The 26,180-nt window shown below is 67.9% G+C and carries 25 protein-coding genes; 15 read left to right on the forward strand and 10 right to left on the reverse strand.

The features are described 5' to 3' along the window. Window position 1: 1 nt before the first annotated feature. The gene (gene rpoN, locus AC0CH8_RS02090; protein ID WP_465238480.1) at window positions 2-1,462 is read left to right on the forward strand and encodes an RNA polymerase factor sigma-54; all 1,461 of its coding nucleotides are present in this window, start codon (window positions 2-4) and stop codon (window positions 1,460-1,462) included. A gap of 257 nt (window positions 1,463-1,719) precedes the next feature. On the opposite strand, the gene hemA is transcribed toward rpoN, so the two are convergent. Beyond that, window positions 1,720-3,000 (reverse strand): 5-aminolevulinate synthase, encoded by a 1,281-nt coding sequence (gene hemA, locus AC0CH8_RS02095; protein WP_465238481.1) that lies wholly within the window; start codon window positions 2,998-3,000, stop codon window positions 1,720-1,722. 81 nt (window positions 3,001-3,081) lie between these two features. Then, window positions 3,082-3,879 carry a glutamate racemase gene (gene murI / locus AC0CH8_RS02100; protein WP_465238482.1) on the reverse strand — a complete coding sequence of 266 codons (798 nt, stop codon included), beginning with the start codon at window positions 3,877-3,879 and terminating at the stop codon, window positions 3,082-3,084. Between the two features lie 101 nt (window positions 3,880-3,980). On the opposite strand from murI, the gene plsY reads away from it, so the two are divergent. Together plsY and dprA are read left to right on the forward strand one after the other, a co-directional pair. Then, on the forward strand, window positions 3,981-4,583 hold the full coding sequence (gene plsY / locus AC0CH8_RS02105; protein WP_465238483.1) for a glycerol-3-phosphate 1-O-acyltransferase PlsY: 603 nt from the start codon (window positions 3,981-3,983) through the stop codon (window positions 4,581-4,583). Then, a complete protein-coding gene (gene dprA / locus AC0CH8_RS02110; RefSeq protein ID WP_465238484.1) occupies window positions 4,580-5,662 on the forward strand; it encodes a DNA-processing protein DprA in 1,083 nt (360 codons plus the stop codon). The genes plsY and dprA overlap by 4 nt, the downstream gene beginning before the upstream one ends. Before the next feature lie 10 nt (window positions 5,663-5,672). On the opposite strand, the gene AC0CH8_RS02115 is transcribed toward dprA, so the two are convergent. Next, window positions 5,673-6,092, reverse strand: a complete 420-nt coding sequence (locus AC0CH8_RS02115) for a BLUF domain-containing protein (RefSeq protein ID WP_465238485.1) — start codon at window positions 6,090-6,092, stop codon at window positions 5,673-5,675. Between the two features lie 165 nt (window positions 6,093-6,257). On the opposite strand from AC0CH8_RS02115, the gene AC0CH8_RS02120 reads away from it, so the two are divergent. Then, window positions 6,258-6,995 (forward strand): Crp/Fnr family transcriptional regulator, encoded by a 738-nt coding sequence (locus tag AC0CH8_RS02120; RefSeq protein WP_204199185.1) that lies wholly within the window; start codon window positions 6,258-6,260, stop codon window positions 6,993-6,995. A 109-nt stretch (window positions 6,996-7,104) separates the two neighbouring features. Further along, complete coding sequence (gene topA / locus AC0CH8_RS02125; RefSeq protein ID WP_465238486.1) at window positions 7,105-9,681, forward strand: type I DNA topoisomerase; 2,577 nt, start codon at window positions 7,105-7,107, stop codon at window positions 9,679-9,681. A gap of 212 nt (window positions 9,682-9,893) precedes the next feature. On the opposite strand, the gene AC0CH8_RS02130 is transcribed toward topA, so the two are convergent. Beyond that, a complete protein-coding gene (locus AC0CH8_RS02130) occupies window positions 9,894-10,190 on the reverse strand; it encodes an SEL1-like repeat protein (protein WP_204199183.1) in 297 nt (98 codons plus the stop codon). A 121-nt stretch (window positions 10,191-10,311) separates the two neighbouring features. After that, window positions 10,312-11,154: a pantoate--beta-alanine ligase gene (gene panC / locus AC0CH8_RS02135; protein ID WP_465238487.1), complete on the reverse strand. Its 843-nt coding sequence runs from the start codon at window positions 11,152-11,154 to the stop codon at window positions 10,312-10,314. A gap of 91 nt (window positions 11,155-11,245) precedes the next feature. On the opposite strand from panC, the gene AC0CH8_RS02140 reads away from it, so the two are divergent. The 7 genes from AC0CH8_RS02140 to AC0CH8_RS02170 all read left to right on the forward strand — a co-directional run bounded on the left by AC0CH8_RS02140 (window position 11,246) and on the right by AC0CH8_RS02170 (window position 17,507). Then, window positions 11,246-12,064, forward strand: coding sequence for a division plane positioning ATPase MipZ (locus AC0CH8_RS02140; protein ID WP_239474559.1), 819 nt, complete (start codon window positions 11,246-11,248; stop codon window positions 12,062-12,064). After that, window positions 12,061-12,309, forward strand: coding sequence for a J domain-containing protein (locus AC0CH8_RS02145; RefSeq protein WP_211534472.1), 249 nt, complete (start codon window positions 12,061-12,063; stop codon window positions 12,307-12,309). Before AC0CH8_RS02140 ends, AC0CH8_RS02145 begins: the two co-directional genes overlap by 4 nt. Beyond that, complete coding sequence (gene pgmG / locus AC0CH8_RS02150) at window positions 12,306-13,697, forward strand: phosphoglucomutase/phosphomannomutase PgmG (RefSeq protein WP_465238488.1); 1,392 nt, start codon at window positions 12,306-12,308, stop codon at window positions 13,695-13,697. Before AC0CH8_RS02145 ends, pgmG begins: the two co-directional genes overlap by 4 nt. Window positions 13,698-13,702: 5 nt before the next feature. Beyond that, the gene (locus AC0CH8_RS02155; RefSeq protein ID WP_204199179.1) at window positions 13,703-14,467 is read left to right on the forward strand and encodes a hypothetical protein; all 765 of its coding nucleotides are present in this window, start codon (window positions 13,703-13,705) and stop codon (window positions 14,465-14,467) included. Between the two features lie 66 nt (window positions 14,468-14,533). Continuing rightward, a complete protein-coding gene (locus tag AC0CH8_RS02160; protein ID WP_465238489.1) occupies window positions 14,534-16,027 on the forward strand; it encodes a sensor histidine kinase in 1,494 nt (497 codons plus the stop codon). Further along, complete coding sequence (locus tag AC0CH8_RS02165) at window positions 16,024-16,476, forward strand: response regulator (protein ID WP_204199177.1); 453 nt, start codon at window positions 16,024-16,026, stop codon at window positions 16,474-16,476. The genes AC0CH8_RS02160 and AC0CH8_RS02165 overlap by 4 nt, the downstream gene beginning before the upstream one ends. Further along, on the forward strand, window positions 16,473-17,507 hold the full coding sequence (locus tag AC0CH8_RS02170; protein ID WP_465238490.1) for a sensor histidine kinase: 1,035 nt from the start codon (window positions 16,473-16,475) through the stop codon (window positions 17,505-17,507). The genes AC0CH8_RS02165 and AC0CH8_RS02170 overlap by 4 nt, the downstream gene beginning before the upstream one ends. Before the next feature lie 420 nt (window positions 17,508-17,927). On the opposite strand, the gene gyrB is transcribed toward AC0CH8_RS02170, so the two are convergent. From gyrB to dnaN, 5 genes are read right to left on the reverse strand one after another with little or no spacing between them, the layout of a single operon-like run. After that, complete coding sequence (gene gyrB / locus AC0CH8_RS02175) at window positions 17,928-20,495, reverse strand: DNA topoisomerase (ATP-hydrolyzing) subunit B (RefSeq protein WP_465238491.1); 2,568 nt, start codon at window positions 20,493-20,495, stop codon at window positions 17,928-17,930. A 45-nt stretch (window positions 20,496-20,540) separates the two neighbouring features. Next, window positions 20,541-21,587: a DNA replication/repair protein RecF gene (gene recF, locus AC0CH8_RS02180; protein ID WP_465238492.1), complete on the reverse strand. Its 1,047-nt coding sequence runs from the start codon at window positions 21,585-21,587 to the stop codon at window positions 20,541-20,543. Further along, window positions 21,584-22,009, reverse strand: coding sequence for a type II toxin-antitoxin system VapC family toxin (locus tag AC0CH8_RS02185; RefSeq protein WP_465238493.1), 426 nt, complete (start codon window positions 22,007-22,009; stop codon window positions 21,584-21,586). Before AC0CH8_RS02185 ends, recF begins: the two co-directional genes overlap by 4 nt. Beyond that, on the reverse strand, window positions 22,009-22,251 hold the full coding sequence (locus AC0CH8_RS02190) for a type II toxin-antitoxin system Phd/YefM family antitoxin (RefSeq protein ID WP_465238494.1): 243 nt from the start codon (window positions 22,249-22,251) through the stop codon (window positions 22,009-22,011). The genes AC0CH8_RS02185 and AC0CH8_RS02190 overlap by 1 nt, the downstream gene beginning before the upstream one ends. A gap of 48 nt (window positions 22,252-22,299) precedes the next feature. Next, window positions 22,300-23,418 (reverse strand): DNA polymerase III subunit beta, encoded by a 1,119-nt coding sequence (dnaN, locus tag AC0CH8_RS02195; RefSeq protein WP_204199462.1) that lies wholly within the window; start codon window positions 23,416-23,418, stop codon window positions 22,300-22,302. Between the two features lie 282 nt (window positions 23,419-23,700). On the opposite strand from dnaN, the gene AC0CH8_RS02200 reads away from it, so the two are divergent. The 3 genes from AC0CH8_RS02200 to rlmN all read left to right on the forward strand — a co-directional run bounded on the left by AC0CH8_RS02200 (window position 23,701) and on the right by rlmN (window position 26,178). Then, on the forward strand, window positions 23,701-24,327 hold the full coding sequence (locus tag AC0CH8_RS02200) for a histidine phosphatase family protein (protein WP_465238495.1): 627 nt from the start codon (window positions 23,701-23,703) through the stop codon (window positions 24,325-24,327). Beyond that, the gene (locus AC0CH8_RS02205; protein WP_465238496.1) at window positions 24,324-24,794 is read left to right on the forward strand and encodes a hypothetical protein; all 471 of its coding nucleotides are present in this window, start codon (window positions 24,324-24,326) and stop codon (window positions 24,792-24,794) included. Before AC0CH8_RS02200 ends, AC0CH8_RS02205 begins: the two co-directional genes overlap by 4 nt. 178 nt (window positions 24,795-24,972) lie before the next feature. Beyond that, entirely contained in the window at window positions 24,973-26,178 is a 1,206-nt protein-coding gene (rlmN, locus tag AC0CH8_RS02210) for a dual-specificity RNA methyltransferase RlmN (RefSeq protein WP_211534509.1), read from the forward strand. Window positions 26,179-26,180: the final 2 nt, after the last annotated feature.

Raw genomic sequence — 26,180 nt, forward strand, 5'->3', positions numbered from 1 at the left:
CATGAGTCTCTCGCCGCGCCTGGACCTTCGCTTGTCGCAGTCGCTGGTGATGACGCCGCAGTTGCAGCAGGCGATCAAGCTGCTCGCGCTGTCGAACCTCGAAATCGAGGGGTTCCTGGCCGAGGAGATCGAGAAGAACCCCCTGCTCGAAGCAACGACCACCACCGAAGTCGTGCGGCCGGAACCGGTCGAGCGCGAACCGGCCGCCGCCGACGAGATGGTCACGGGCGCGGTGCAGGCGGATGCGCCGATCGACGTCGATTACGCGACCGAGAGCCACCAGCAGGATTCCATCTCGGACGGCGGCGCCGGGTTCGACGGCGCGCTCAGCCGCGGCGCGATGCCGGAGGATGGGCCGGACCTCGACTCGTTCGCGGACACGTCGCTCAGCCTCGCCAACCATCTCCTCGCGCAGGCCGGACCCGCGGTGGCGGGACCGGATCTGTTCATCGCGCAGCACCTGATCGACCAGATCGACGAAGCGGGATACCTGACCGCGTCGACGCTGGAGATCGCCAACCGGCTCGGCGTCGCACAGGCGCGGGTGGAGGCGGTGCTGGGCATCGTCCAGACCTTCGATCCGACGGGAGTCGGCGCGCGCGACCTGTCCGAATGCCTGACGCTGCAGGCGCGGGAGGCGGACCGGTTCGATCCGTGCATGGCGAAGCTGATCGGCAATCTCGACCTGCTCGCCCGCGGCGAACTGACCCGGCTGAAGCGGATGTGCGGTGTCGACGACGAGGACATGGCGGACATGATCCGCGAACTCCGCGCCTACGACCCCAAGCCGGGGTGCCGATACGGCGGGGAGCCGAGTCAAACGGTGGTGCCCGACCTGTTCGTGACCCGGACATCGGGCGGCTGGTCGATCGAACTCAACAGCGCGACGCTGCCGCGCGTGCTGGTCAACCGCCGCTATCATGCGCAATTGTCGCACGGACCGCAGGACAAGGCGTCGAAGGCGTGGCTGGGCGACATGCTCGCCAGCGCCAACTGGCTGGTAAAGGCGCTCGACCAGCGGCAACGGACGATCATCAAGGTCGCAACGGAGATCGTGAAGCAGCAGGAGGCGTTCTTCCGCCTCGGCGTCGCGCATCTCAAGCCGATGACGCTGGCCAAGGTCGCGGAGGCGATCGAGATGCACGAATCGACCGTCAGCCGCGTAACCAGCAACAAATACCTGTCCTGCGCGCGCGGGCTGTTCGAGCTGAAATACTTCTTCACCAGCGCGATCCAGTCGGCGGACGGCGGCGACGCGGTATCGGCGGAGGCGGTGAAGAGCGCGATCCGCGCGCTGATTGCCAACGAAGGCGCGAAGATCCTGTCGGACGACACGCTGGTCGAGTTGCTGAACGCCAAGGGCTTCGACATCGCCCGCCGCACGGTGGCGAAATACCGCGAGGCGATGGGGATCGGAAGTTCGGTACAGCGCCGGCGGTCGAGGACGCTGGAGGGGGGCTGAGGCTGCTGCTTCTCCCACCTTCAGGGGATCGTTACAAAAACCCTCTTCTGCCACCCGGCAAAGGCCGGAGTCCAGCCAGGATGTCGGCGGTAATATACTGAGAACGATGCCCAACTGGACCCCGGCCTTCGCCGGGGTGGCGGCTTCGTAACTGGCAGCGGAGCCAGTTCGCAACGATCCCCGGCCGGCGGGGGCAGAGTCCTGGCGGAATTGCTTGTGAGAGCCCCTCTCCCCCGAGGGAGGTGAGCAGCTTTACCTCAAGCCGCCTTCTTCAACTCCAGCCGGCTCCAGATCTCGACCAATGCGTCGGTCAGTTCCTGCATCATCGCCGGGGTGTGCGTCGGACCGGGGGTGAAGCGCAGGCGTTCCGTTCCACGCGGCACCGTGGGGTAGTTGATCGGTTGCACATACGCGCCGTATTCGGCGAGCAGGATGTCGCTGATCCGTTTCGCCTTGATCGGGTCGCCGACCATCAGCGGCACGATATGCGTTCCGCCGAGCATCACCGGCAGGCCGGCATCGGCCATCATCGTCTTCAGCAGCGTCGCCGCCGCCTGCTGCCCCTCGCGCTCCGTGGTCGAAGCCTTGAGGTGGCGGACACTGGCGAGAACGCCGGCGACCAGCACCGGCGACAGGCTGGTCGTGAAGATGAAGCCGGGCGCGTAGCTGCGGATCACGTCGATGATCGTGCGGGTGGCGGCGATGTAACCGCCCATCACGCCGAACGCCTTGCCCAGCGTCCCCTCGATGATGGTCAGCCGCCCGGCGACGTCGTCGCGTTCGGAGATGCCGCCGCCGCGCGCGCCGTACATGCCGACTGCGTGGACCTCGTCGCAATATGTCAGCGCGTTGTACTTGTCCGCCAGATCGCAGATCGCGCCGATCGGGGCGATGTCCGCCTCCATCGAGTAGACGCTTTCGAATGCGATCAGCTTGGGCACCGAGGGGTCCTCGGCGGCCAGAAGCTCTTCGAGATGATCGAGGTCGTTGTGGCGGAAGATGCGCTTCTCGCAGCCCGAATTGCGGATGCCCGCGATCATCGACGCGTGATTCAATTCGTCCGAGAAGATCACGCAGCCGGGCAGGATCTTGGCCAGCGTCGCCAGCGTCGCCTCATTCGAGACATAGCCGCTGGTGAACAGCAACGCCGCTTCCTTGCCGTGCAGGTCGGCAAGCTCATGTTCCAGATCAACGTGATAGTGCGTGTTGCCGCCGATGTTGCGGGTGCCGCCGGAGCCGGCACCGACATCGTGCAATGCCTCTTCCATCGCCGCGATCACCTTGGGGTGCTGGCCCATCGCGAGATAGTCGTTGGAACACCAGACGGTGATCGGCTTCGGCCCGTTATGCCCGGCGAAGCAGCGCGCGTTGGGGAACGCGCCCTTGTTGCGCAGGATGTCGATGAACACCCGGTACCGGCCCTCGGCATGCAGCCGGTCGATCGCCTGCGTGAAGACGTGCGCGTAATCGACGCGCGCCTCCGCACCGTGGCTGCTGGGGGCGGAGGTGAGTGCCGGAGCGAAAGAGGCCGGGGTCATGGACCGGTCGTCTACGCGCCTCCGCGACGTTTTTCCAGCGCGGAAGAACGAACGCACTGATCGAGATTATGCTGGTACTCCCTAGAGTTGTTCGAGGAGCGGCAGCCCGCGCGTCGCCAGCGTCGCGGCAATCGCGCGTTCGCGGTCGGCGATGCGCGTGAACACGAGTCGCCCGGGCTGCGGCGTCGCCGGCCACGCCTGCCCATCGGTCAGGAAGGCGATCCGCCGGGCGATGCCGGGACCACCGTCGACGAAGCGCGCGCCCGGCGGCACGACGGCGGCCATGTCGCTCTCCAGCAACGGGAAATGCGTGCAGGCGTTGACGATCACGTCGATCCGGTCGCCGCCGGGTTGACGGAACAGCCCGTCGAGTTCTGTGGCGATCGTGTCGAGGGGCGGAGCGGTACCGGCCAGCGCGCCTTCCGCCAGCTCGACCAGAGCTGCCGACCCGTGGCGCAGCACCACGCAATCCCCCGCGAATCGCGCCGCGAGGTCGTCGACATAGGGCTGGCGCACCGTCGCCTCGGTGCCCAGCACGCCGATCACACGCGTGCGGCTCATCGCGGCGGCAGGCTTGATCGCTGGCACCGTGCCGACGACGGGCAGGTCGAGCGCGGCACGCACGACCGGCAGCGCGATGGTCGAGGCGGTGTTGCAGGCGATCACCACCAGCCGCGGACGATAACGCTCGACGAGGCGGCCGAGCAGCGCCGGTACGCGCGCGGCGATCTCCGCCTCCGACTTCGTGCCATAGGGGAAACCCGCCGAATCGGCGACATAGACGACGGGCGCGTTCGGTAGCAGCGCCAGCGTCGGCGCGACGACGGACAGGCCGCCGACGCCGGAATCGAAGAACAGGATCGGGGCCAGGTCGCTCATCGGCGACCCCTTAGCGGCTTGGGGCTGGCGGTGCACGGCTGATCCAGATTAGTGGACAGGTGACGTGAACGCGTTATGTTCCGTTTCGCTTAGGGGGACGTTTGCAGACCCAAATCCTCTGGATCGCCCCGACACTGGCGCTCGTGCTCGGCTATGTGCTGGGTTCCATCCCGTTCGGGATCATCCTGACCCGTGTCGCGGGCGCTGGCGACCTGCGCCAGATCGGCTCCGGCAATATCGGCGCGACCAACGTGCTGCGGACCGGGCGCAAGGGGCTGGCGGCGGCGACCCTGCTGCTCGACATGGCCAAGGGGCTGGCGGCGGTGCTGATCGTCGAGGCGCTGTTTCCCGGCACCGGACCGCTGGCGGGCGCGGCGGCGTTCGTCGGCCATTGCTATCCGGTGTGGCTGCGCTTCCGCGGCGGCAAGGGGGTGGCGACGCTGATGGGCATCGTGCTGGCGCTGCACTGGCCGATCGGATTGGTGTACGCCGCGGTGTGGCTGGGGCTGCTGGCGGCGCTGCGCATCTCGGCGGTGGCGGGAATGAGCGCGGCGATCAGCGCGCCGGTCGCGGCGGCGTTGTTCGGGCGGTTCGACCTGGTGCTGCTGCTGATCGCACTCGCGCTGCTGGTGCTGTGGAAGCACGGCGACAATGTCGAACGGCTGCTGGCGGGGACCGAACCGAGGATCGGCCGGGCGAAGTGAGCGGGACGGACGTGGCGCGGCTGCGCCTGATCCGCACGCATGGGATTGGGCCGGTCGGCTATCGCCAGTTGCTCGCGCGGTACGGCACGGCGGAGGCGGCGCTCGACGCGCTGCCGATGCTGGCGCAGCGTGGCGGCGGTCAGGCTCCGCGAGTGCCCGCACTGCCAGACATCATGGCGGAGATGACGCGGACGGAGCGGCTCGGAGCGCGGTACCTGTTTCTGGGCGATGTCGATTATCCGCGGCCGTTGGCCGAGATCGACAACGCGCCCCCTGCCCTGATCTGGCGCGGCGACCTGTCGCTGGCGGCGCGGCCGTGCGTCGCGATCGTCGGTGCACGCAACGCCTCTGCGGCGGCGTGCCGCTTCGCCCGCATGTTGGGCCATGATCTCGCCGAACAGGGCGCGACGGTCGTATCCGGGCTGGCGCGCGGCATCGACACCGCGGCGCATCAGGGCGCGCTGGCGGCGGGCGGCACGATCGGCGTTATCGCCAGCGGCATCGACATGGTCTTTCCGCCGGAAAATGGCGCTTTGCAGGAGGAGGTCGCGACGCGCGGGCTGCTGCTGGCCGAACAGCCGCCGGGCACCGAGCCGCGCGCACGGCACTTTCCGTACCGCAATCGCATCATCGCCGGCCTGTGTCAGGGCACCGTCGTGGTCGAGGCCGCGCCGAAATCCGGATCGCTCATCACCGCGCGACTCGCGACCGAGATGGGGCGGGAAGTGATGGCGGTGCCCGGCAGCCCGCTCGATCCCCGCGCGCAGGGTTGCAATGGCCTGATCCGCGAGGGTGCGACGCTGGTCCAGAGCGCCGCCGACGTGCTGGAACTGCTGCGCCCGATCGATCCGCGCGCCGTCCGCTCTCCCGGCAGCGATTACACGCCGCCTCCGCCTGAGGATGCGAGCGACGCGGACCGGCGGCGGGTTATCGACCTGCTCGGCCCCGTGGCGGTGTCGGTCGACGAACTGATCCGGCAGGCGGGCCTGACCACGGCAGTGGTGCAGACCGTGCTGCTGGAACTGGAACTCGCCGGCCGCATCGAGCGGCACGCGGGCGGCCGCGTGAGCCTGATCTAGCGCCTGCGGCTCAGGCCGCCCCCAGCCTCGACAGTCCCTGCATCACCGCGATCAGCGCGTGGGCGGCGGTGTTGCGGCCCTCGGGCGGGCGGCCGGCGGCCAGCGGGGCGAGCTGCGCTTCGACGAAATCCTCGGGCCCACTATACGCCATCGTCCAGCCCGCGAACTGGCGCGCGGGGATCAGGCGATCGAGGATGACATCGATGCCGGTGTGCTGCGGATCGACGCGGATCTTGCCCATCAACTCCGCAATGGGCGCCAGCGGCCCCTCGATCACTTGGGCGAAATGCTTCTCGGTGAACATCAGCGCGCCGGTGATGCCGACCTCCGCGTTCCAGCCGCGCGACCAGTCGACGATATCCTGCACCCGCGACTCCTCGGCGGGCATGACCAGCGTGCTGCGGCTGACGTACAAAATCGAGCGGATCATCGGGTTCGTGTTACGCTATCTTGCGTGAACAAGGCGGTATGATGTCATAAAGCGATCATTGATGAACTAACCCAATCATATGTAAGGGATTTTAGACCGCAATCGGTATCACTTAACCTATTGCAGTCGATCTTTTCGGATAGGCTGCAAACGGGAGCAGCGATCATGATCGAGCAACGCAACACTCTTGGCCCCTTCGTTCGGGTCCTGAAGCGGCGATTCGTTCTCGACGCCGCGGATGCGGACGCCGTTCTGACGCTGCCGCACACGCTGAAGCTGGTCGATGCCGGCCGCTACATCATCCGCGAGGGCGACCTGCCCAGCCACTGCATCATTTTGCTGAAGGGCGTCGCGTCGCGTCACAAGACGATGGGCGACGGCACGCGGCAGGTCGTCGGCCTGCACATGGAAGGGGAACCGATCGACCTGCATTACGCGATGCTGTTCCCCTCCGTCGACAACGTCCAGGCGCTGACACCCGTGGAGGTCGCGCTGGTGCCGCACCGCGCGATGCTGGACCTGATGCATTCGCGTCCGGCCGTCGCGGATGCGATCTGGACCGACAGTCTGGCGGGGTCGTCGGTGTTCCGGGAATGGATCGCCAATGTCGGGCGGCGCGGGGCCTATACGCGGCTGGCGCACCTGATCTGCGAAATGGCGCTGCGACAGGGAGCGGATATCAGCTCTGGAGCGTGCTCCTTCTACCTGCCGCTGACGCAGACGGACATGGCCGACGCGCTCGGCCTGACCAGCGTCCACGTCAACCGCACGCTGCAGGCGTTGCGCCGCGAGGGGCTGGTCGAAACCAAGGCACGGTGGGTGAAGATCCCCGACTGGACTGCGCTGGCGGATGCCGGCGATTTCTGCCCGCGCTATCTGCAACTGTCGCGCGAACACGCCTGACCGGAAATCGGGGCACAGGCTCGCAGCACGGCGGCGGATAGTTTCGTTGACAGAGGGTGGTGAGGCTCCCCACCCTCGCGCGTACACGTAAGGACTGTACAGAGCCCCCATGCAGCTAGTCATCGTCGAATCACCCGCCAAGGCCAAGACCATCCAGAAGTACCTGGGTTCGGACTACCGGGTCCTGGCATCCTACGGCCATGTCCGCGACTTGCCGCCCAAGGACGGCTCCGTGAATCCCGACGAGGGATTTTCGATGGAGTGGGAAAACTACGCGGACAAGGCGAAGCAGTTGAAGGCCATCGCCGATCTGGCGAAGACCGCCGACCGCCTGATCCTGGCGACCGATCCCGATCGCGAGGGGGAGGCGATCAGCTGGCACGTGCAGGAGGTGCTGCGCAACCGCAAGGCGCTGCCCAAGGACGTGCAGCGCGTGACGTTCAACGCGATCACCAAACAGGCGGTGACGACGGCGATGGGCCAGCCGCGTGAGCTGGATAACGACCTGATCGATGCGTACCGCGCGCGCCGCGCGCTCGACTATCTGGTGGGCTTCACGCTGTCGCCGGTGCTGTGGCGCAAGCTGCCCGGCGCGAAGTCGGCGGGGCGGGTGCAGTCGGTGGCGCTGCGCCTGATCGTCCAGCGCGATCGCGAGATCGAGGCGTTCAAGTCGCAGGAATATTGGTCGATCACCGCGCAGATGGAGCAGGACGGCACGCCCTTCACCGCGCGCCTCGTCCAGTGGGACGGCAAGAAGCTGGACCGGCTGTCGATCGGTGCGGAAGGCGATGCGCTGAAGGCGAAGGCCGCGGTCGAGGACGGTCGCTTCTCCGTCCAGACGGTCGAAACCAAGCCGGCGGGCCGCAATCCGCCGCCGCCGTTCACCACCTCGACACTGCAACAGGAAGCCGCGCGCAAGCTGGGCTTCTCCGCCGATCACACGATGCGGATCGCTCAGGGCCTCTACGAGGACGGCGCGATCACATACATGCGGACGGACGGCGTGCAGATGGACGGCAGCGCCATTTCCGCGGCGCGGCTGGCTGTCGCGAACCGCTATGACGCCAGCTACGTTCCCGACAAGCCGCGCCAGTACCAGACCAAGGCGAAGAACGCGCAGGAAGCGCACGAGGCGATCCGGCCGACCGATTTCGGCAAGGACAAGGTCGGCGGCGGCGATCATGCGCGGCTGTACGACCTGATCTGGAAGCGCGCGCTCGCCAGCCAGATGGCGTCGGCGCGGATGGAGCGGACGACCGTCGAACTGGCGGACGGCACCGGCCGCAACCTGCTGCGCGCCACTGGTCAGGTGGTGCTCTTCCCCGGCTACCTCGCGCTCTACGAAGAGGGCACCGACGACAGCGCGGACGAGGATGCCCGCCGCCTGCCGCGTATGAAGGAAGGCGATGCGCCGGCGAAGAAGGCGGTCGACGCGGAGCAGCATTTCACCCAGCCGCCGCCGCGTTTTTCCGAGGCGTCGCTGGTCAAGCGCATGGAGGAACTCGGCATCGGCCGCCCTTCCACCTACGCGTCGATCATCAAGACGCTGAAGGACCGCGCCTATGTGCGGATCGAGAAGAACCGGTTCTTCGCGGAGGAATCGGGCCGGCTGGTGACCGCGTTCCTGGAGCGGTTCTTCGAAAAATATGTCGGGTTCGACTATACCGCCGAGCTGGAAGAGGAACTGGACGACGTGTCCGGCGGCCGTGCCCAGTGGCAGGCGGTGCTCGAGGCGTTCTGGCGCGACTTCAAGCCGCGCACCAGCGAGGTCATGGAACAACAGCCGTCCGCGATTACGGCCGAACTGGATCAATTTCTCGCGCCGTATCTGTTCCCGCAACAGGCGGACGGGGGCGATCCGCGGCTGTGCCCGAATTGCGGCGCCGGGCGACTCGCACTTCGCGGCGGCCGATTCGGTGCGTTCGTCGCCTGCTCCAACTATCCCGAGTGCAAATATACGCGGCGATTCGCGCAAGGCGGCTCGGCCGACGAGGATTCGGGACCCGAGACGCTGGGCAATGATCCCGAGACGGGCCTGCCGGTGGAGCGCAAGTCCGGGCGATTCGGCCCGTACATCCAGCTCGGCGAGGGCAAGGAGGCGAAGCGCGCCTCGATCCCGAAGGACGTCGACCTCGATCTGGAATGGGCGCTGAAACTGCTGTCGCTACCGCGCACGGTCGGCACTCATCCCGAGTCGGGCGAGCCGATCACCGCCTCGATCGGCCGTTACGGGCCGTATCTGGCGCATTCCGGGAAGTACGCGCGGCTGCAATCGACGGCCGACGTGTTCGAGACGGGCATGAACGCGGCCGTCGTGAAGCTGGCCGAGGCTGCTGCCGGCGGTGGCCGTCCGCAGCGCGGTGCGGCGCGTGCGCCGTTGAAGGAGCTCGGCAAGCATCCGCGCACCGAGCTGGAGCTGAAGCTGATGGAGGGACGCTACGGCGCCTACGTCACCGACGGCGAGACGAATGCGACGCTGCCCAAGTCGATCACGCCGGACCAGTTGACGCTGGAGGAAGCGGCGTCGCTGATCGACGCCCGCGCGGCGGCGGCCCCCAAGCCGAAGAAGAAGGCGGCGGCCAAGAAGGCGCCTGCGAAGAAGCCGGCCGTGAAGGCGGGAGCTGCGGCGGAGAAGAAGCCCGCCGCGAAGAAGGCGCCGGCGAAGAAGAAGGCGGCGGCCGAGTAGCGGCCTGAGCGTGGCTCCTCCCCGGCCAAGGCCGGGGTCCAGTTGCCACTCACTGCGTGAGACTCGGGAGCGCTTGCCAGACTGGGCCCCGGCCTTCGCCGGGGACGAATTCGGAGGTGGCTCGCGCCACTAGCAGGTCGCAGCCCACCGTGCTGTCGTCGTCACCCCGCATTCCAACCACTGCATTCCCGCCTGCGCGGGAACTCAGCGGTTCAGGCTGCCAGCCGCCGCGTCATGCCCAGCCACGCCCGCGCCGCCGCCTGTGCCGTGGCAATTTCGCGTGCGGTCATGTCCTCGGCCACCTCCGCGCGCGCGTCCTGCGCGGCGGTGAAGCCGGACACGGCGGCGAGGTTGAACCATTTGTGCGCCTCGATCAGGTCGACGGCGACGCCGGACGTGCCGGTCTGATAGCAGATGCCGAGATCGTACAGCGCATCTCCGTCACCGGCGGCGGCATCGGCCATCCGGCTTTCGATCAGGAATTGCGCACTCTTGAGACTGTTGCCCATTGCTGGCCCCTTCGCTGCAAACGCTTGCAGTTCGTGGGACAACATGTGCGGGCCGACGCCTTCCCAAATGGTTAACGGCTTAACCTCGTTCGATTCGATGCGCGTTAGGGATCCTTGGTCATCAATTCGGTTCGATCGCGATATTGTCGATCAGCCGCGTCTGCCCCATGCGCGCCGCCGCCAGCAACCGGCGCGGCCGATCGGCGGCAGGATCGGGCGCGAGCGTCTCGGCATCGGCCAATGCGACATAATCGACCTCGAACCCCGCACCCATGAGCGTCGCGGTCGCATCCGCCAGCGCGGCGGCAGGATCGTCGCCCTTCGTGATCGCGCGGGCCGCGATGCCCAGCGCGCGGGGCAGCGCCACCGCCTTTGCGCGCTCCCCCTCGTCGAGGTAGATATTGCGCGACGACAGCGCGAGGCCGTCGTCGTCGCGCTGCGTCGGCACGCCGACGACCTCGATATCGATGTCCAGATCGGCGACGAAGCGGCGGATCACCGCCAGTTGCTGGTAATCCTTTTCGCCGAAATAGGCGGCGTCGGCGCGGGTCTGGTTGAACAGCTTGGTCACCACCGTGGCGACGCCGTCGAAATGACCCGGCCGCGCCGCGCCGTCGAAATGGTCGCTGACGCCCGCGACGCTGATGTTCGTCGCGAAGCCCGCCGGGTACATGACCTCCACCGGCGGCAGCCACAACAGGTCGCAGCCCGCCTCCGTCAGCAGGCGCGTATCCGCCGCCTCGCGCCGGGGATAGCGGCCGAGATCCTCGTTGGGGCCGAACTGCTTCGGGTTGACGAAGATCGACGCCACCACCTTCGTACCCGGCCGCCGCGCCGCCTCGACCAGCGCCATGTGACCCGCGTGGAGCGCCCCCATCGTCGGCACCAGCGCGATCCGCGCGCCCTCTGCGCGCCATTCGCCGAGCACCGCGCGCAGGTCGGTCAGGTCGCGGACGGTACGCACGGGAAACTTCCTCTCGAAACGGGGGCCGGGGGCTTCTATGGAGAGGACGACCAACGATCAACACCAACGCGCAACAGGGGGGAACCCGGCATTGACCGCTGGCCCACATATCATCGTCTTCGCCAACGAAAAGGGCGGCACGGGGAAGTCGACGACGGCTGTCCACGTCGCGATCGCGCTGGCGGCGAAGGGCGCGCGCGTGGCGTGCTTCGACCTCGACCACCGCCAGCGCACCGTTGGCCGCTACCTCGACAATCGCGCCGAGACGATGCGGCGTCGCGGGGTCGAACTGCCGATGCCGCGCCACGCGACGCATGACGGGACCAGCGAGGCGTTCTTCGAGGATAACTGGCACCAGCTGGCCGAAGGGTCCGACTTCCTCGTCATCGACACGCCGGGGCGCGACGATCATTTCGCGCGCACCGCGGCGACGCTGTCGAACACGCTGGTCACGCCGATGAACGACAGCTTCGTCGATTTCGACCTGATCGGGCAGGTCGATCCTGACACCTATAACGTCACCCGCCCCTCCTTCTATTCGGAGCTGATCTGGGACGCGCGCAAGCAGCGGGCGCGGGCGGACGGCACCACGATCGACTGGGTCGTACTGCGTAACCGGCTCCAGCATATCGAGGCGCGCAACATGCGCCGCGTGTCGGATGCGCTGGCGCAGTTGTCCAAGCGGGTCGGCTTCCGCATCATTCCGGGGCTGGGCGAGCGCGTGATCTATCGCGAGCTGTTCCCACAAGGGCTGACGATGATCGACAGCCGCGAGTTCGGCGCGATGGGGCTGGCGCATGTCGCCGCGCGGCAAGAGCTGCGCGAGATGATGGCGGCGTTGCAACTGCCCGAGGCCGGTGCGGCCGAGCCCGCGCTGCCCGGCGTCGACCTCGGCGGGGTCGCCGCGTGAAGTTCCTCATCGCCATTCTCGTCATCTGGGCGGTCTGGACGTATCTGAAACCCAGCGGAAAGCGCCGCATGGCCGCCGACGAGGCGGAGGCGCGCGCGGTGCTCGGCGTCGGCCCCCGCGACGGCGCGGACGCGATCCGCGAGGCCCATCGTCGGCTGTTGTCGGGCGTCCACCCGGATCGCGGCGGCTCCGTCGAACTGGCGCGGCGCATCAACGCGGCACGGGATCGGTTGCTGAAGGGGTGAGCCACCGTTTCGATCCCACGATCCTGCGCGAATACGACATGCGCGGCGTCGTCGGGCGCACCCTGTTCGAAAAGGACGCGTATGCGCTCGGCCGCAGCTTTGCGACGCGGCTGCGGCACGCGGGCGGCACGCGGATCGCGGTCGGCCGCGACGGGCGGACGAGTTCGCCGATGCTGGAGGCCGCGCTGGTCGCAGGGCTGACCGCTGGCGGCGTCGATGTCGTGCGGATCGGCATCGGCCCCTCCCCCATGCTCTATTACGCCGAGGCGGTGCTGGACGTGGACGGCGGCATCCACGTCACCGGCAGCCATAATCCCAAGCAGGACAACGGTTTCAAGATGGTGCTCCAGCACCGTGCCTTCTTCGGCGAGGATATCCAGAATCTCGCCGCGCTGGCGGCGGATGGCGACTGGCTGGAAGGTGCGGGCAGCGTCACGGATGTCGATGTCTGCGGCGATTACGTGACGCGGCTGATGGCGGGCTATGGCGGCGGCACGTACCGGATCGGCTGGGACTGCGGAAACGGAGCGGCCGGGCCGGCGGTCGAGGCACTGACCGGGGTTCTGCCCGGCGAGCACCATCTGCTGTTCACACAGGTCGACGGCGACTTCCCGAACCATCACCCCGATCCCAGCATCGACGCGAACCTCGCCGACCTGAAGGCGCTCGTCGCGCGCGAAGGGCTCGATTTCGGCCTCGCCTTCGATGGCGACGGTGACCGGATCGCGGCGGTCGATGCGCGCGGGCGGACGATCGCCGGCGACCAGATCCTCGGCATCCTGGCCGAGCCGCTGCTGCGCGAACTGCCCGGCGCGACGATCGTCGCCGACGTGAAATCGGGTCAGGCGCTGTTCGACCGTATCGCCGAACTCGGCGGTACCCCGCTGATGTGGAAGACCGGCCACGCAACGCTCAAATCCAAGATGCTGGAGACGGGCGCGCCGCTGGCGGGCGAGCTGTCCGGCCACCTGTTCTTCGCGCAGGATTACTACGGCTTCGACGATGCGCTCTACGCCGCGGTGCGCCTGATCCGCGCAGTGCATTTATCCGGCCGGTCGCTGACCGAACTGGTCGATGCGATGCCGGCGGTGGAGCGCACGCCCGACCTGCGCATTCCCATCGCCGAAACGCGCAAGGTCGGGGTCGTCGCGGAGGTTCGCGATCGGCTGATGGCGCAGGGTGTTGTGGTGGACGAGACGGACGGCGTGCGCGTCACGAGCGACAGCGGCTGGTGGCTGCTGCGCGCCTCCAATACGCAAGGGGCGCTGACCCTGCGCGCGGAGGCGGCGGACCGCCCCGCCCTGCTGGGGCTGCTCGCCACCGTCGAGGCGACGCTCGCCGACAGCGGCGTCGACATCTCGCTTTCGGACCTGCTCGACCCCACATGACCCGCATGGCTTCCCGCTCGCAACCGACCCTGATCCGCGTCATCGACCTAGAGACCACCGGCAATTCCCCACCCGCGCATGGCGTGTGCGAGGTCGGCTGGCAGGACGTGGCGCAAGGGCCGGACGGGCGCTGGGAGTTGTACGGAGACGGGGGCAACATTCTCGTCAATCCCGGCCGCCAGATCCCGCCGATTACGATGGCGATCCACCACATCCGCAACGAAGATGTCGAGGATGCGCGCTGGTGGCACGACGTCGCGCGGCCCGTGCTCGACCCGTGGCCGCGCCGCGTCGCCCTCGCCGCGCACCGCGCCAGTTTCGAGGAGCAGTTCTGCACGCCGTCGCTGACTCACGGCGCCGACTGGATCTGCACCTGGAAATGCGCGCTGCGGCTTTGGCCGGACAGCCCCAGCTTCTCCAATCAGGTGCTGCGCTACTGGCGCAATCCGGAGGGGATGATCCACGAACGTGGCCTGCCGGTGCACCGCGCGTTCCCCGACGCCTATGTCACCGCGCATCACCTGCGCGACCAGTTGAACGAGGCGTCGGTCGCGCAGTTGATCCAGTGGTCGAAGGAGCCGGGCCTGCTGCCGCGCGTCCGCTACGGTCCTGATCGCGGCAAGGAATGGCGCGAGATCGAGGAGGAAAGCCTGGTCGGGTTCCTGACCGACCGCGACCCCGACATCCGCTACACCGCGGAAACCGAGATGGCCCGCCGTCGCGGCGGCGGCCATATCGGTCGGATGACGCCGCAGGACCTGCTGCTGTGACACTCCTGCTGTAACGCTATCGTACCGAAGGGTGGCGTTTGCATCGTCCTGCGGTAAAGCGCTTGCATGGCTCGGGCTTTCGACAAGGTCGCGGTATCGGAGGAACGGTTCGGCCGCGCGTTGGTCGCGTTCGTCGCGCTGGGCTTCGGCCTGTTGATCGCAGCGGCGGTCGCGGTCGGTTGGAACACGATCCGCACGAGCCAACACACCGAACGGGTCGCGCATACCCAGATGGTGCGGCAGGCGATCGCCGATCTTCAGGTGGACCTGGAACAGTCCGAAACCGCCCGGCGCGGCTATCTGTTGACGGGCAAGCCGCTGTTCCTGACCGCCTATCGTACGACGGGCGGCGTCATTCCGGGACGGTATCGCCTGATCCGCCAGCTGGTCGAGGACAATCCCGCCCAGATCGCGCGGCTCGACCGTGTCGTGCCGCTGTTGCAGCGGCTGACGGTGCTGCGGGCCAAATCGATCGCGTTCGGTGAGACCGGGCGGTTGGCGGCGGCGCAGCGTGAATTCTCGGGCGACGCCAGCGTGCCGCTGATGCGCGCGATCCGGTACCGTCTGCGCGCGATGGCGAGCGGGGAAGCGGCGCTGCTGGCGGTTCGCACCGCGCAACAGGCGAACGCGGCGCGGCTGTTCTACATCATGGCCGGTCTCGCCTCCGTGCTGCTGGCGATCGTCGCGACGCTGACGCTGACCGTGGTCGTCCGCAACACGCGCGCGCTGACCGCCTCGCGCGATGATCTACGCCGTTTGGCAGGATCGCTGGAGGACCGCGTCACCGAACGCACCGCCGACCTCGCGATGGCGAACGAGGAGATCCAGCGCTTCGCCTATATCGTCAGTCACGACCTGCGCTCGCCGCTCGTCAACGTCATGGGCTTCACCGCCGAACTCGAGGCCGCCGCCGCGCCGCTCGGCGAGCTGGTTACGCGCGCGGAGGCGGAGGCGCCGCAGATCCTGACCGAGGAGGCGCGGCTGGCGGCGCGCGAGGACCTGCCCGAGGCGCTGGGCTTCATCCGCACCTCGACCGCCAAGATGGACCGGCTGATCAACGCCATCCTGCAATTGTCGCGACAGGGGCGGCGGACGCTCGCACCCGAGCCGCTCGATCTCGTGGCGTTGTGCGACACCGTCATCGGCGCGATCCGCCACGTCATCGACGATCGCGGCGTCACCGCCACCGTCGTGCGGCCGATGCCGACGATGATTGCCGACCGGGTCGCGGTGGAACAGATCCTGTCGAACCTGGTCGAGAACGCGACCAAATACCTGCATCCCGGCCGGCCCGGCACGGTAACGCTGTCGGCCCGCAAGCATCTGGGCCGCATCGTCATGTCCGTCGCCGACAACGGCCGCGGCATCGATTCGCGGGATCACCAGCGCATCTTCGACCTGTTCCGCCGCTCCGGTACGCAGGACCAGCCCGGCGAGGGGATCGGGCTGGCCCATGTCCGCGCGCTCGCCTATCGGATGGGCGGCACCATCTCGGTGGAATCGGCGCTTGGCGAGGGCGCGACGTTCCACCTCACACTGCCTCAGGACCAGACCGTATGAACGCTCACGGCCAACCCCACCGCCCCGTCGGTATCGTGATGATCGAGGACGACGAGGGCCATGCCCGCCTGATCGAAAAGAACATCCGCCGCGCGGGCATCAACAACCCCATTCGCCATTTCACCGACGGCGGCACCGCGCTGCGCCATTTGTTCGAGGATGTGGACGGCCCGGCCAAGAACGGCCCCGCGCTCGTCCTGCTCGACCTCAACCTGCCGGACATGAGTGGCACCGACATCCTGACGCGCATCAAGGCGGAGGACAGCCCGCTCCGCCGCGCCCCCGTCGTCGTGCTGACCACCACCGACGACAAGGTCGAAATCCAGCGCTGCTACGATCTGGGCTGCAACGTCTACATCACCAAACCGGTGAACTATGAAAGCTTCGCACAGGCGATCCGCCAGCTCGGCCTGTTCCTGTCGGTGATCCAGGTGCCCGAGGTCGAGTGACGCCGCCGCGCATCCTGTTCATCGACGACGATGCCGGATTGCGCCGGCTGGCGACGCGCGCGCTGGAACGGCGCGGCTATCACGTGACGACGGCGGACGGCGGAGAAGCCGGGATCGCGCTGGCGGGCGAGGGCCAGTTCGACCTGATCGCGGTCGACCATTACATGCCCGGCATGGACGGCATCGAGACGCTGGAGCGGCTGCGCAAGATCGCCGGCTCGCCGCCGGTCGTCTACGTCACCGGATCGGAAGAGGGCCGCATTGCCGTCGCTGCGCTGAAGGCGGGCGCGGCCGACTATGTGGTGAAGACGGTCGGCGACGACTTCTTCGACCTGCTCGCCGCCGCGTTCGAACAGGTGCTGGCCCGCGATCGGCTGGAGCGCGGCAAGAAGGCGGCCGAGGACGAACTGCGCGCCAGCAATGCCCGGCTGGAGGCACTGCTGGTGGAGGTGAACCACCGCGTCGCCAATTCGCTGCAACTCGTGTCGGCGATGGTCGGGTTGCAGGCGGGTGCGCTGACCGATCCGGGCGCGCGCGATGCGCTCGAGGATACGCAGCGCCGCATCCGCGCGATCGGGCAGGTGCATCGCCGCCTCTACACCTCGAACGATGTCGAGGGCGTGGATATGCAGGACTATCTGACCGCGCTGGTCGACGAGCTGGCGGAGACATGGTCGACCGACTCCGCGCCCCGTGCCCTGAGCCTCGCGGTCGAGCCGATCCGGCTACCAACCGATCGCGCGGTATCGCTCGGCGTGATCGTAACGGAACTGGTCACGAACGCCTGCAAATATGCGTACGGCCCTGACACCGCCGGCGAAGTCCGCGTCGCGCTGACCCGTGACGGCGAGGACCGCTTCACGCTGGCGGTGGAAGACGATGGCTGCGGCTTGCCCGCCGATGCCGCGCCAAAGGGTACCGGGCTCGGCACGAAGCTGATCCGGGCGATGGCGCAGAGCCTGCACGCGGCGGTCGAGTACGACCCCGGCTACGCGGGCGTCCGCGCGACGTTGACGGCGGCGGTGGGCTAGGTCGCCACTCGTGGCTGCTCTAGTGCGACCTCCCCATCGTCATGCCGGGCCTGTTCCGGTATCCACCGCCCGCAAATCGAAAGGTCGGTTAGTACGCGGCCAGGTGGATGCCGCCACCCGCCCGCCACGATAGCAGCGTGAGGCATGCACCCCCGCCTGCTCCTTCCGTTCAGGCAGTGCGAAAGGGGTGGAGCATCGACCGTGTTATTCGCAGCGAAGCCCCAACCTAGCCTCTCCTGAAATTATTGCGAAATAGCTCCGCTGCCTGTCACCAAGCCACCACCCCGGCGAAGGCCGGGGTCCAGTTGGTCAACGTTCTCGGTAGATTACCGCCGACATCCGAACTGGACCCCGATTTCGGGCGAGGTGGCAGGGAAGAGTTTGCAACCATCCCCTAAACCGGAGCGTGTGAGACGGGCCTCAAACGTCCAGATTCGCCACGTTCAGCGCATTGTCCTGAATGAACTCGCGGCGGGGTTCGACGACTTCGCCCATCAACTGCGTGAAGATCATGTCGGCGGCGGATACGTCCTCGCTCGTCACGCGCAGCATCGTGCGATTCGACGGATCGAGCGTGGTCTCCCACAGCTGCTCGGCATTCATCTCGCCCAGCCCCTTGTAGCGCTGGATGGCGAGGCCCTTACGCCCCGCGGTCAGGATTGCGTCGAGCAACTGCGACGGTCGCGCGACGCGGCTCTCGCCACGGCCCAGCGTTCCTGCGGGGGCCGGAGCCTCCGCCGTGCCGATCTGGCCCTCGCTGCCATCGTCGCCATCCTCGTCGCCGTCGTCGGCGAGCGGCGCATCCTCGACAACCGGTGCCGCCGCACCGCGCAGGGGCGACAGCTTCGCCTGTTGCGCGAAGCTCGCGGCCTGTTCCGCCGCCAGCGTGTGCAGCTTGCGCGCCTCCGCCGACGAGATGAAGCTGGCCTCGACGATGTGGTGGTCGGTCACGCCGCGCCACAGCCGTTCGAAATGGATGCCGCCCTCTTCGGTCAGCCGCGCAGACCAGCGCGCCTCGCCCAGATCGCCCGACTCCAGCCGCCGCGTCACCTCCGCCACCGTCGCCGCGCGCTGGTCGTGCGACAGCGTCGGGTCGAGCGCGCCGGCCAGCGCCAGCACCTCGATGATCCCTGCGTCATACCGGCGCGGGACGTAGCGCATCAGCGTCCGCATCCGGCGCGCGTGGTCGGTCAGGTCCCGCAGGTCGGCGCCCGTGCGCGGGCCCGCCGACGTCTCCAGCACCATCATCTGCACGCCCGCGTCGACGAGGTAATCGTCGAGCGCGGCATCGTCCTTCAGATAGACTTCCGACCGGCCCTTGGTCGCCTTGTACAGCGGCGGCTGCGCGATGAAGAGGTGACCGCGGGTGATGAGTTCCGGCATCTGGCGATAGAAGAACGTCAGCAGCAGCGTACGGATATGCGCACCGTCGACGTCGGCGTCCGTCATGATGACGATCTTGTGATAGCGCAGCTTGTCGGCGTTGAACTCGTCGCGACCGATACCCGTCCCCATTGCCTGGATCAGCGTGCCAATCTCCTTCGAGGAGATCATCCGGTCGAACCGCGCGCGCTCGGTATTCAGGATCTTGCCGCGGAGGGGCAGGATCGCCTGGAAATGGCGGTCGCGGCCCTGCTTCGCGGAGCCGCCGGCGGAATCACCCTCGACCAGGAACAGCTCGGACTTGGCGGGGTCACGCTCCTGACAATCGGCCAGCTTGCCGGGCAGCGAGGCGATGTCCATCGCGCCCTTGCGGCGGGTCAATTCGCGCGCGCGCTTGGCGGCTTCGCGCGCGGCGGCGGCGTCGATGACCTTGCCGACGATGCTGCGCGCGTGCGCCGGATTTTCGTCCAGCCATTCGGCCAGCTTGTCCGCCATCAGCGATTCGAGCGGCTGGCGCACCTCGGACGACACCAGCTTGTCCTTGGTCTGCGACGAGAATTTGGGATCGGGCAGCTTGACGGAGACGATCGCGGTCAGCCCCTCGCGCATGTCGTCGCCGGTCAGCGACACCTTCTCCTTCTTCAGCAGCCCCGATTTGTCCGCGTAGGTGTTGAGCGTGCGCGTCAACGCCGCACGGAACGCGGCCAGATGCGTGCCGCCGTCGCGCTGCGGGATGTTGTTGGTGAAGGCGAGGACGTTTTCGTAATAGCTGTCGTTCCACTCCAGCGCGACGTCGATGCCGACCTCGTCCCGCTGGCCGTGGATCGCGATCGGCTCCGGGAACAAGGGCGACTTGGCGCGATCCAGCCACTTTACGAACGCGGCGATGCCACCCTCGTAATAGAGTTCCACCGTCTTCGGCTCGTCATGGCGCGCATCGGTCAGGAACAGGCGGACGCCGGAGTTCAGGAACGCCAGCTCGCGATAGCGGTGCTCCAGCTTTTCGAAGTCGAACTCGACGATCTTGAAGGTCGCGGGGCTGGGCAGGAAGGTGACGCGCGTCCCCTTCTTGCCCTCCGCCGGGCCGACGACCTTGAGCGGCGCGACCGCATCGCCGAACGCGAAGCGCATGTAATGCTCCTCGCCGTCGCGCCAGATCGTCAGGTCGAGGAACTCGCTGAGTGCGTTGACCACCGACACGCCGACGCCGTGCAGACCGCCCGACACCTTGTAGGCGTTGTCGTCCGACGTGTTCTCGAACTTACCGCCGGCATGAAGCTGGGTCATGATGACCTCGGCGGCGGAGACGCCCTCTTCGGGGTGGATGCCGGTCGGGATGCCGCGACCGTTGTCCGTGACCGACACCGATCCGTCCGGGTTCAGCGTGATGTCGATGCGGTCGCAATGCCCCGCCAGCGCCTCGTCGATGGCGTTGTCGCTGACCTCGAACACCATATGGTGCAGGCCCGACCCGTCGTCGGTGTCGCCGATATACATGCCCGGCCGCTTGCGCACGGCGTCGAGGCCCTTCAGCACCTTGATCGAGGAGGCGCCATAGTCATTGGTGTTCGGAGCGTTCTGGGGGTCGGTTGCCATGCCCAGCATATAGGGATTCGGGGCGTGTAACGAAAGCGAAATGGCTTTTGCGCGTCAGCCGAGCGCCACGCGGGTTGCCTCCGCACCGATCGCGTCGAACAATGCAGGCTCGGTGCCCGTCATCCAGGTCTGTCCACGGCCCGCCAGCCGGTCGAACAGCGCGGCGCGGCGGAGCGGATCGAGATGCGCAGCGACCTCGTCCAGCAGCAGCACCGGCGCGCGTCCGGTCCGTTCCGCCACCAGCTCGGCATGCGCCAATACGATGCCGAGTAACAACGCCTTCTGCTCGCCCGTCGATGCCAGTGCCGCCGCCTGCCCCTTGTCGAGGTGCGTCACCGCGAGGTCGGCGCGGTGTGGGCCGGAGAGAGTCCGCCCCGCCGCCGCATCGCGCCGCCGGCCGAGCGAGAGCGCGCGCTGAAACGCGTCCGGCTCCACCGCCTCCCCCTCCAGCGCCAGCCCCGCGCGCGCAAATGGCCCGGTGGGCGCGGTCGCCAGCCGCTCCGCCAGCAGCGTGACGGTCGCAACGCGGGCGGCGTCCAGCGCCGCGCCATGCTCCACCATCCGCGCCTCCAGCGCATCCAGCCACGTCGGATCGGCGGGACGCTCGTCGGCGAGCAGCCGGTTGCGCTCGCGCATCGCGGCTTCGTAGCGGGTGGCGTGGACGGCATGGCCGGGCGACAGAGCCAGTGTCAGCCGGTCGAGGAAGCGGCGGCGCTCGCCCGCCGGCTCCACGAACAGCCGATCGGTGGCGGGGGTCAGCCACAGAACGGTCAGCCATTCCGGCAGCGTGGTCGCCGCGGCGGTCGCGCCCTGCACGCGCACGACGCGGCGCTCCGGTGCGGAAGCGAGCGTACCGGTCGCGATCTCGACATCGCCGGCCACCGTCGCGGCGACGCCGAACCCGCCCGCACCGTCCTGCCGCGCCATCGCCGACAGGCTCGCACGGCGCAGCCCGCGGCCGGGAGCGAGCAGCGACACCGCCTCCAGCACATTGGTCTTGCCCGCGCCGTTCTCCCCCGTCAGCACCACGAACCCCGCACCGGGCGACAGCGTCAACACGGCGTGACTGCGGAAATCGGTGAGGGTGAGGCGGGCGATCAAGATCGGGCGGGATGGACCGGGACGCCGAGAGACGTGGCGGCATTCGCGAAGTCGATGTCGAACGTCGCCAGATCGCACCGGGCGTTCAGAACCGCAGCCATATGGAGCGCGTCCCCGGCCCGTAATCCTTTCGGTCCAGCATCCACAAGATCCGCGGCAGCAAGGAAATCCTTCGCCCCTAGCGGGATCAGAGCGAAATCAGCTCGCAAGTTCGTCCAGGCGTGCTCGACGATGTTCCTGAAAATACGGTCGATTGCTCCTCGGCGAAACTTCATCGCGATTGCACTGCTGAATTCCGTCAGGGTCCAGTCGCTGATGGCCAAAGCGCCGCGATCCTGCGCCAACAGCCAGGATCGCGCGATCGCAGAATGCGCTTCGCTGGTCAGCGCCGCGACAAGGAGCGACGTATCGCAATAAATCACTAGTAGCGGGCCTGCCGCCGCATCTCGGCCACGCTGTCGGTGGGATCGACAGGCAAGTCCTTGATCGATTCGAAATACGCTGAAAGATCGAATCTTTTCCCCGCGGTCACCTGCTCCGATGCGGGGACGAGGCGGGCAACGACATGCCCGTCTCGCGCGATATCGATGCTTTCGCCCGCCTCCGCTCGTCCGATCAGATCGCCGAATTGCTCCGCCGCGTCGCGGATCGTGTAAGCATCCATAGCCGTCGCCTCCGCGCGCAATCTATGCGCGGAGGCTCGACACCGCAATCACACCCGCATCGGCATCAGCACGTAGAGCGCCGGGCTCTTGTCGTTCTCGCGGATCAGCGTGGGGGCGGCGGCGTCCGCCAGATGCACTTCGACCAGATCGCCGTCGATCTGGCCGAGGATGTCCATCAGATAGCGGCTGTTGAAGCCGATCTCGAACGGCGCGGCGATGTAGTCGCCGGGGACTTCCTCTGCGGCGGTGCCGTTTTCGGGGCTGGTGACCGACAGCGTGATCTTGTCGCGGTCGAGCGCCATCTTCACCGCGCGGGTTTTCTCCGTCGCGATCGTGGAGACGCGGTCGACACCCTGCATGAAGCTCTTCGGATCGAGCTTCAGGATCTTGTCGTTGCCGGTGGGGATGACGCGCGAGTAATCGGGGAAGGTGCCGTCGATCAGTTTCGACGTCAGCAGCGCGCGGCCTAGATCGAAGCGGATCTTGGTGCCGGACAGCGACACGCCGACCGAGCCGTCGACCTCGTCGAGCAGCTTGCGCAGCTCGGCCACGCATTTGCGCGGCACGATCACGTCGGGCATGTTCTCCGCACCCTCGGGCCGCGGCAGCGTGACGCGCGCCAGCCGGTGGCCGTCGGTCGCCGCCGCCTTCAGCACCGGCTCCGACCCGTCGCCACCCGCGACGTGAAGGAAGATGCCGTTCAGGTAATAACGCGTTTCTTCGGTCGAGATCGCAAAGCGCGTTTTGTCGATGATCTGCTTCAGCGTCTCGGCGGGCAGTTCGAACTGGGTCGGCAGCTCACCCTCGGCGATCACCGGGAAGTCGTCGCGCGGCAGCGTGCCGAGCGAGAAGCGGGCGCGACCGGCGACGATCGTCATCCGCCCCTCGGCCGCGGACAGCGACACCTGGCTACCCTCCGGCAGCTTGCGCGCGATGTCGAACAGCGTGTGCGCGGACACGGTCGTCGCGCCCGGCTGGTCGACGGCGGCCTGCACCGATTCGTTGATCTGAAGATCGAGGTCGGTCGCCATCATCTTCAGCACGCCCTCCGCCGTCGCTTCGAGCAGGACGTTGGAGAGGATGGGTATGGTGTTGCGCCGCTCCACCACGGACTGGACATGGCTCAGCCCCTTCAGGAGCGTCGCGCGTTCGATCGTCGCCTTCATCATGATCCCCCGGGCCCGCTTCCGGCCGAAATGACGGTCAGTCCTAGCCGAAACATCGGCTTGGGCAAGGTGGGAGTCGCGATCGGGACGCTGGAAATATGCGGTTACCCGCGCCCCGACGCGCCGACCCGGCCGCGAAGGTCCCGAAGATCGCGGGATCGCACGCAGCCGGGGCGGCGGCACGGCTCATCCGCCCGTCGTACCGCATCCGTCCGGCTGTAGGACAGCGCCCAGCCGCCGAAAGCCGTTGCATTGCGCGCATCGCCGCCGGAAAGCAGGAGGATGCGGCAGGGTCAGGACTTCATCGCGCGCCACGGCGAGACCGTGTTCAACGCCGCCGCGCGGTTGCAGGGCGACGCGCCGCACACGCCGCTGACCCGTGCCGGCTTCGCGCAGGCGGATGCGATCGGGGCGGCGTTGCTGGCGCATTTGGGGCCGTCGCCGCGGCTGGAACTGTGGGCATCGCCGACCGGCCGTGCGCTCCAGACGCTGGCGATCGTCGCCGAGCATCTGGGGCTGGACTGGCACGCGGCGCGCACCGACGTCCGGCTGGTGGAGATCGGCACCGGATCATGGGGCGGGCGCAACTATGCGGATGTCGCGGCGGAGCACGGCGGATCGATCGTGCGCGGCGACGGCGCGCTGGCCGTCGCGCCGGACGGCGAAACCTATCCGATGATTGCGGCGCGGGTCGGCGGCTGGCTGGCCGACAGCGATGCGCCCGGCGACCGGCTGGTCGTGATGCACGGTATCTCCAGCCGGGTGCTGCGCGGCGTCATGACGGGGCTGCCGAACGATCCGGAACTGGGCGCGCCGATCGCGGCGGGACTGCCGCAGGGATCGGTGGTGATGATCGAGGGTGGACGCGAGACGGTGATCCACCACGGCTCCGGGCGGGCGCCGGCATGAAGGCGCTGGCGCTGCTGTTGCTGCTGGCCGCCGGGCCAGCGGCGGCGCGCGAGACGATCGGCGTGTACAAGGGCTGGGCGGCATTCCGCGATCCGGACCGCTGCTACGCCATCGCGCAGCCGGTCGTTGCGGGTGGAGCGGCACGCTGGCGACCGTTCGCCAGCGTCGGCAACTGGCCCGCCAAGCGGCTGCGCGCCTCGCTCCATGTCCGGTTGAGCCGCGAACGCAGCCGCGCCGCACCGGTGACGCTGACCGTGGGCGAGCGCCGGTTCGAACTCGTCGGCAACGCCGTCGACGCCTGGGCCGCCGACGCCGCCACCGATCGCGCGATCGTCGCGGCGCTTCGGTCGGGCCGCAGCATGAGCGTGGAGGCGGTCGGCGCGAGCGGCCGGCCCTTCGCCGACAGCTACGCGCTGAGCGGGGCCGCGACCGCGATCGACGCCGCCGTGCTGGCGTGCGCGGGATAGCGCGGCTTAGACGCCCCTCGTCCGAGCGGAGCCATCCACGACCGTTCGAGCTGGTGGAGGCCTGCCCTTACACAGGCTCGGGGCGCACGGTTGGCGATTTCCAGACGATGATGCACCAGTGGCGATGACCCCGATTTTCTGCTAGACGCGTCCGATGCTGACAGCTTCGTCGCCCCCCATGCCCATTCCCGGGCATATCGATCCCGTGCCCGTTCCGCGCAATCTGGCGCCGCGACCCGACGGCCGTGTCGACCTGATCGGCCTGTCCAAGGACCAGTTGCGCGAGACGCTGTCCGCCGCCGGCATGGAAGCGCGTCAGGCGAAGCTGCGCGCGAAGCAGATCTGGCACTGGCTGTACAATCGCGGCGCGACCGAGTTCGCGCAGATGACGGATATCGCCAAGGCGCAGCATCCGTGGTTGACCGAACGCTTCGTCGTCGGCCGGCCGGAGGTGGTCGAGGCGCAGGTGTCGACCGACGGTACGCGCAAATGGCTGCTGCGGTCGCCGGACGCACAGGATTACGAGATGGTGTTCATCCCCGACGCGGATCGAGGCACGCTGTGCGTATCGAGCCAGGTCGGTTGCACGCTCAACTGCACCTTCTGCCACACCGGCACGATGCGGCTGGTCCGCAACCTGACCGCGGGCGAGATCGTCGGTCAGGTGATGCTGGCGCGCGATTCGCTAGGCGAATGGCCGTCGCAGCCGGAGGGGCGGATGCTCACCAACATCGTCATGATGGGCATGGGCGAGCCGCTGTACAATTTCGACAATGTCCGCGACGCGCTGAAGCTGGTGATGGACGGCGACGGACTGGCGCTGTCGAAGCGGCGGATCACGCTGTCGACGTCGGGCGTGGTGCCGATGATGGCGCGCGCGGGCGAGGAGATCGGCGTCAACCTCGCAGTGTCGCTGCACGCGGTGACCAAGGACGTGCGCGACGAGATCGTGCCCCTCAACCGCAAATACGGCATCGAGCAATTGTTGCAGGCGTGTGCCGACTATCCCGGCGCCAACAATGCACGCCGCATCACGTTCGAATACGTCATGCTGAAGGACAAGAACGACAGCGACGCGGACGCGCGCGAGCTGGTCCGGCTGCTGCGCCATTACGACCTGCCGGCGAAGGTCAACCTGATCCCCTTCAACCCGTGGCCGGGCGCGGAATATGAATGCTCCACGCCGGAGCGGATCCGCGCGTTTTCCGACATCGTATTCGGCGGCGGCATTTCCGCCCCCGTCCGCACGCCGCGCGGGCGCGACATCGACGCCGCCTGCGGCCAGTTGAAGACCGCCGCCGAGAAGAAGAGCCGCGCGCAGCTGGATCGCGAAGCGGCAGAGGCTGCTGCGGACGAGACGATCGAAGCGGCCGCGCTTGCTTGACG

The sequence above is a fragment of the Sphingomonas sp. AC435 genome, from assembly GCF_979253005.1.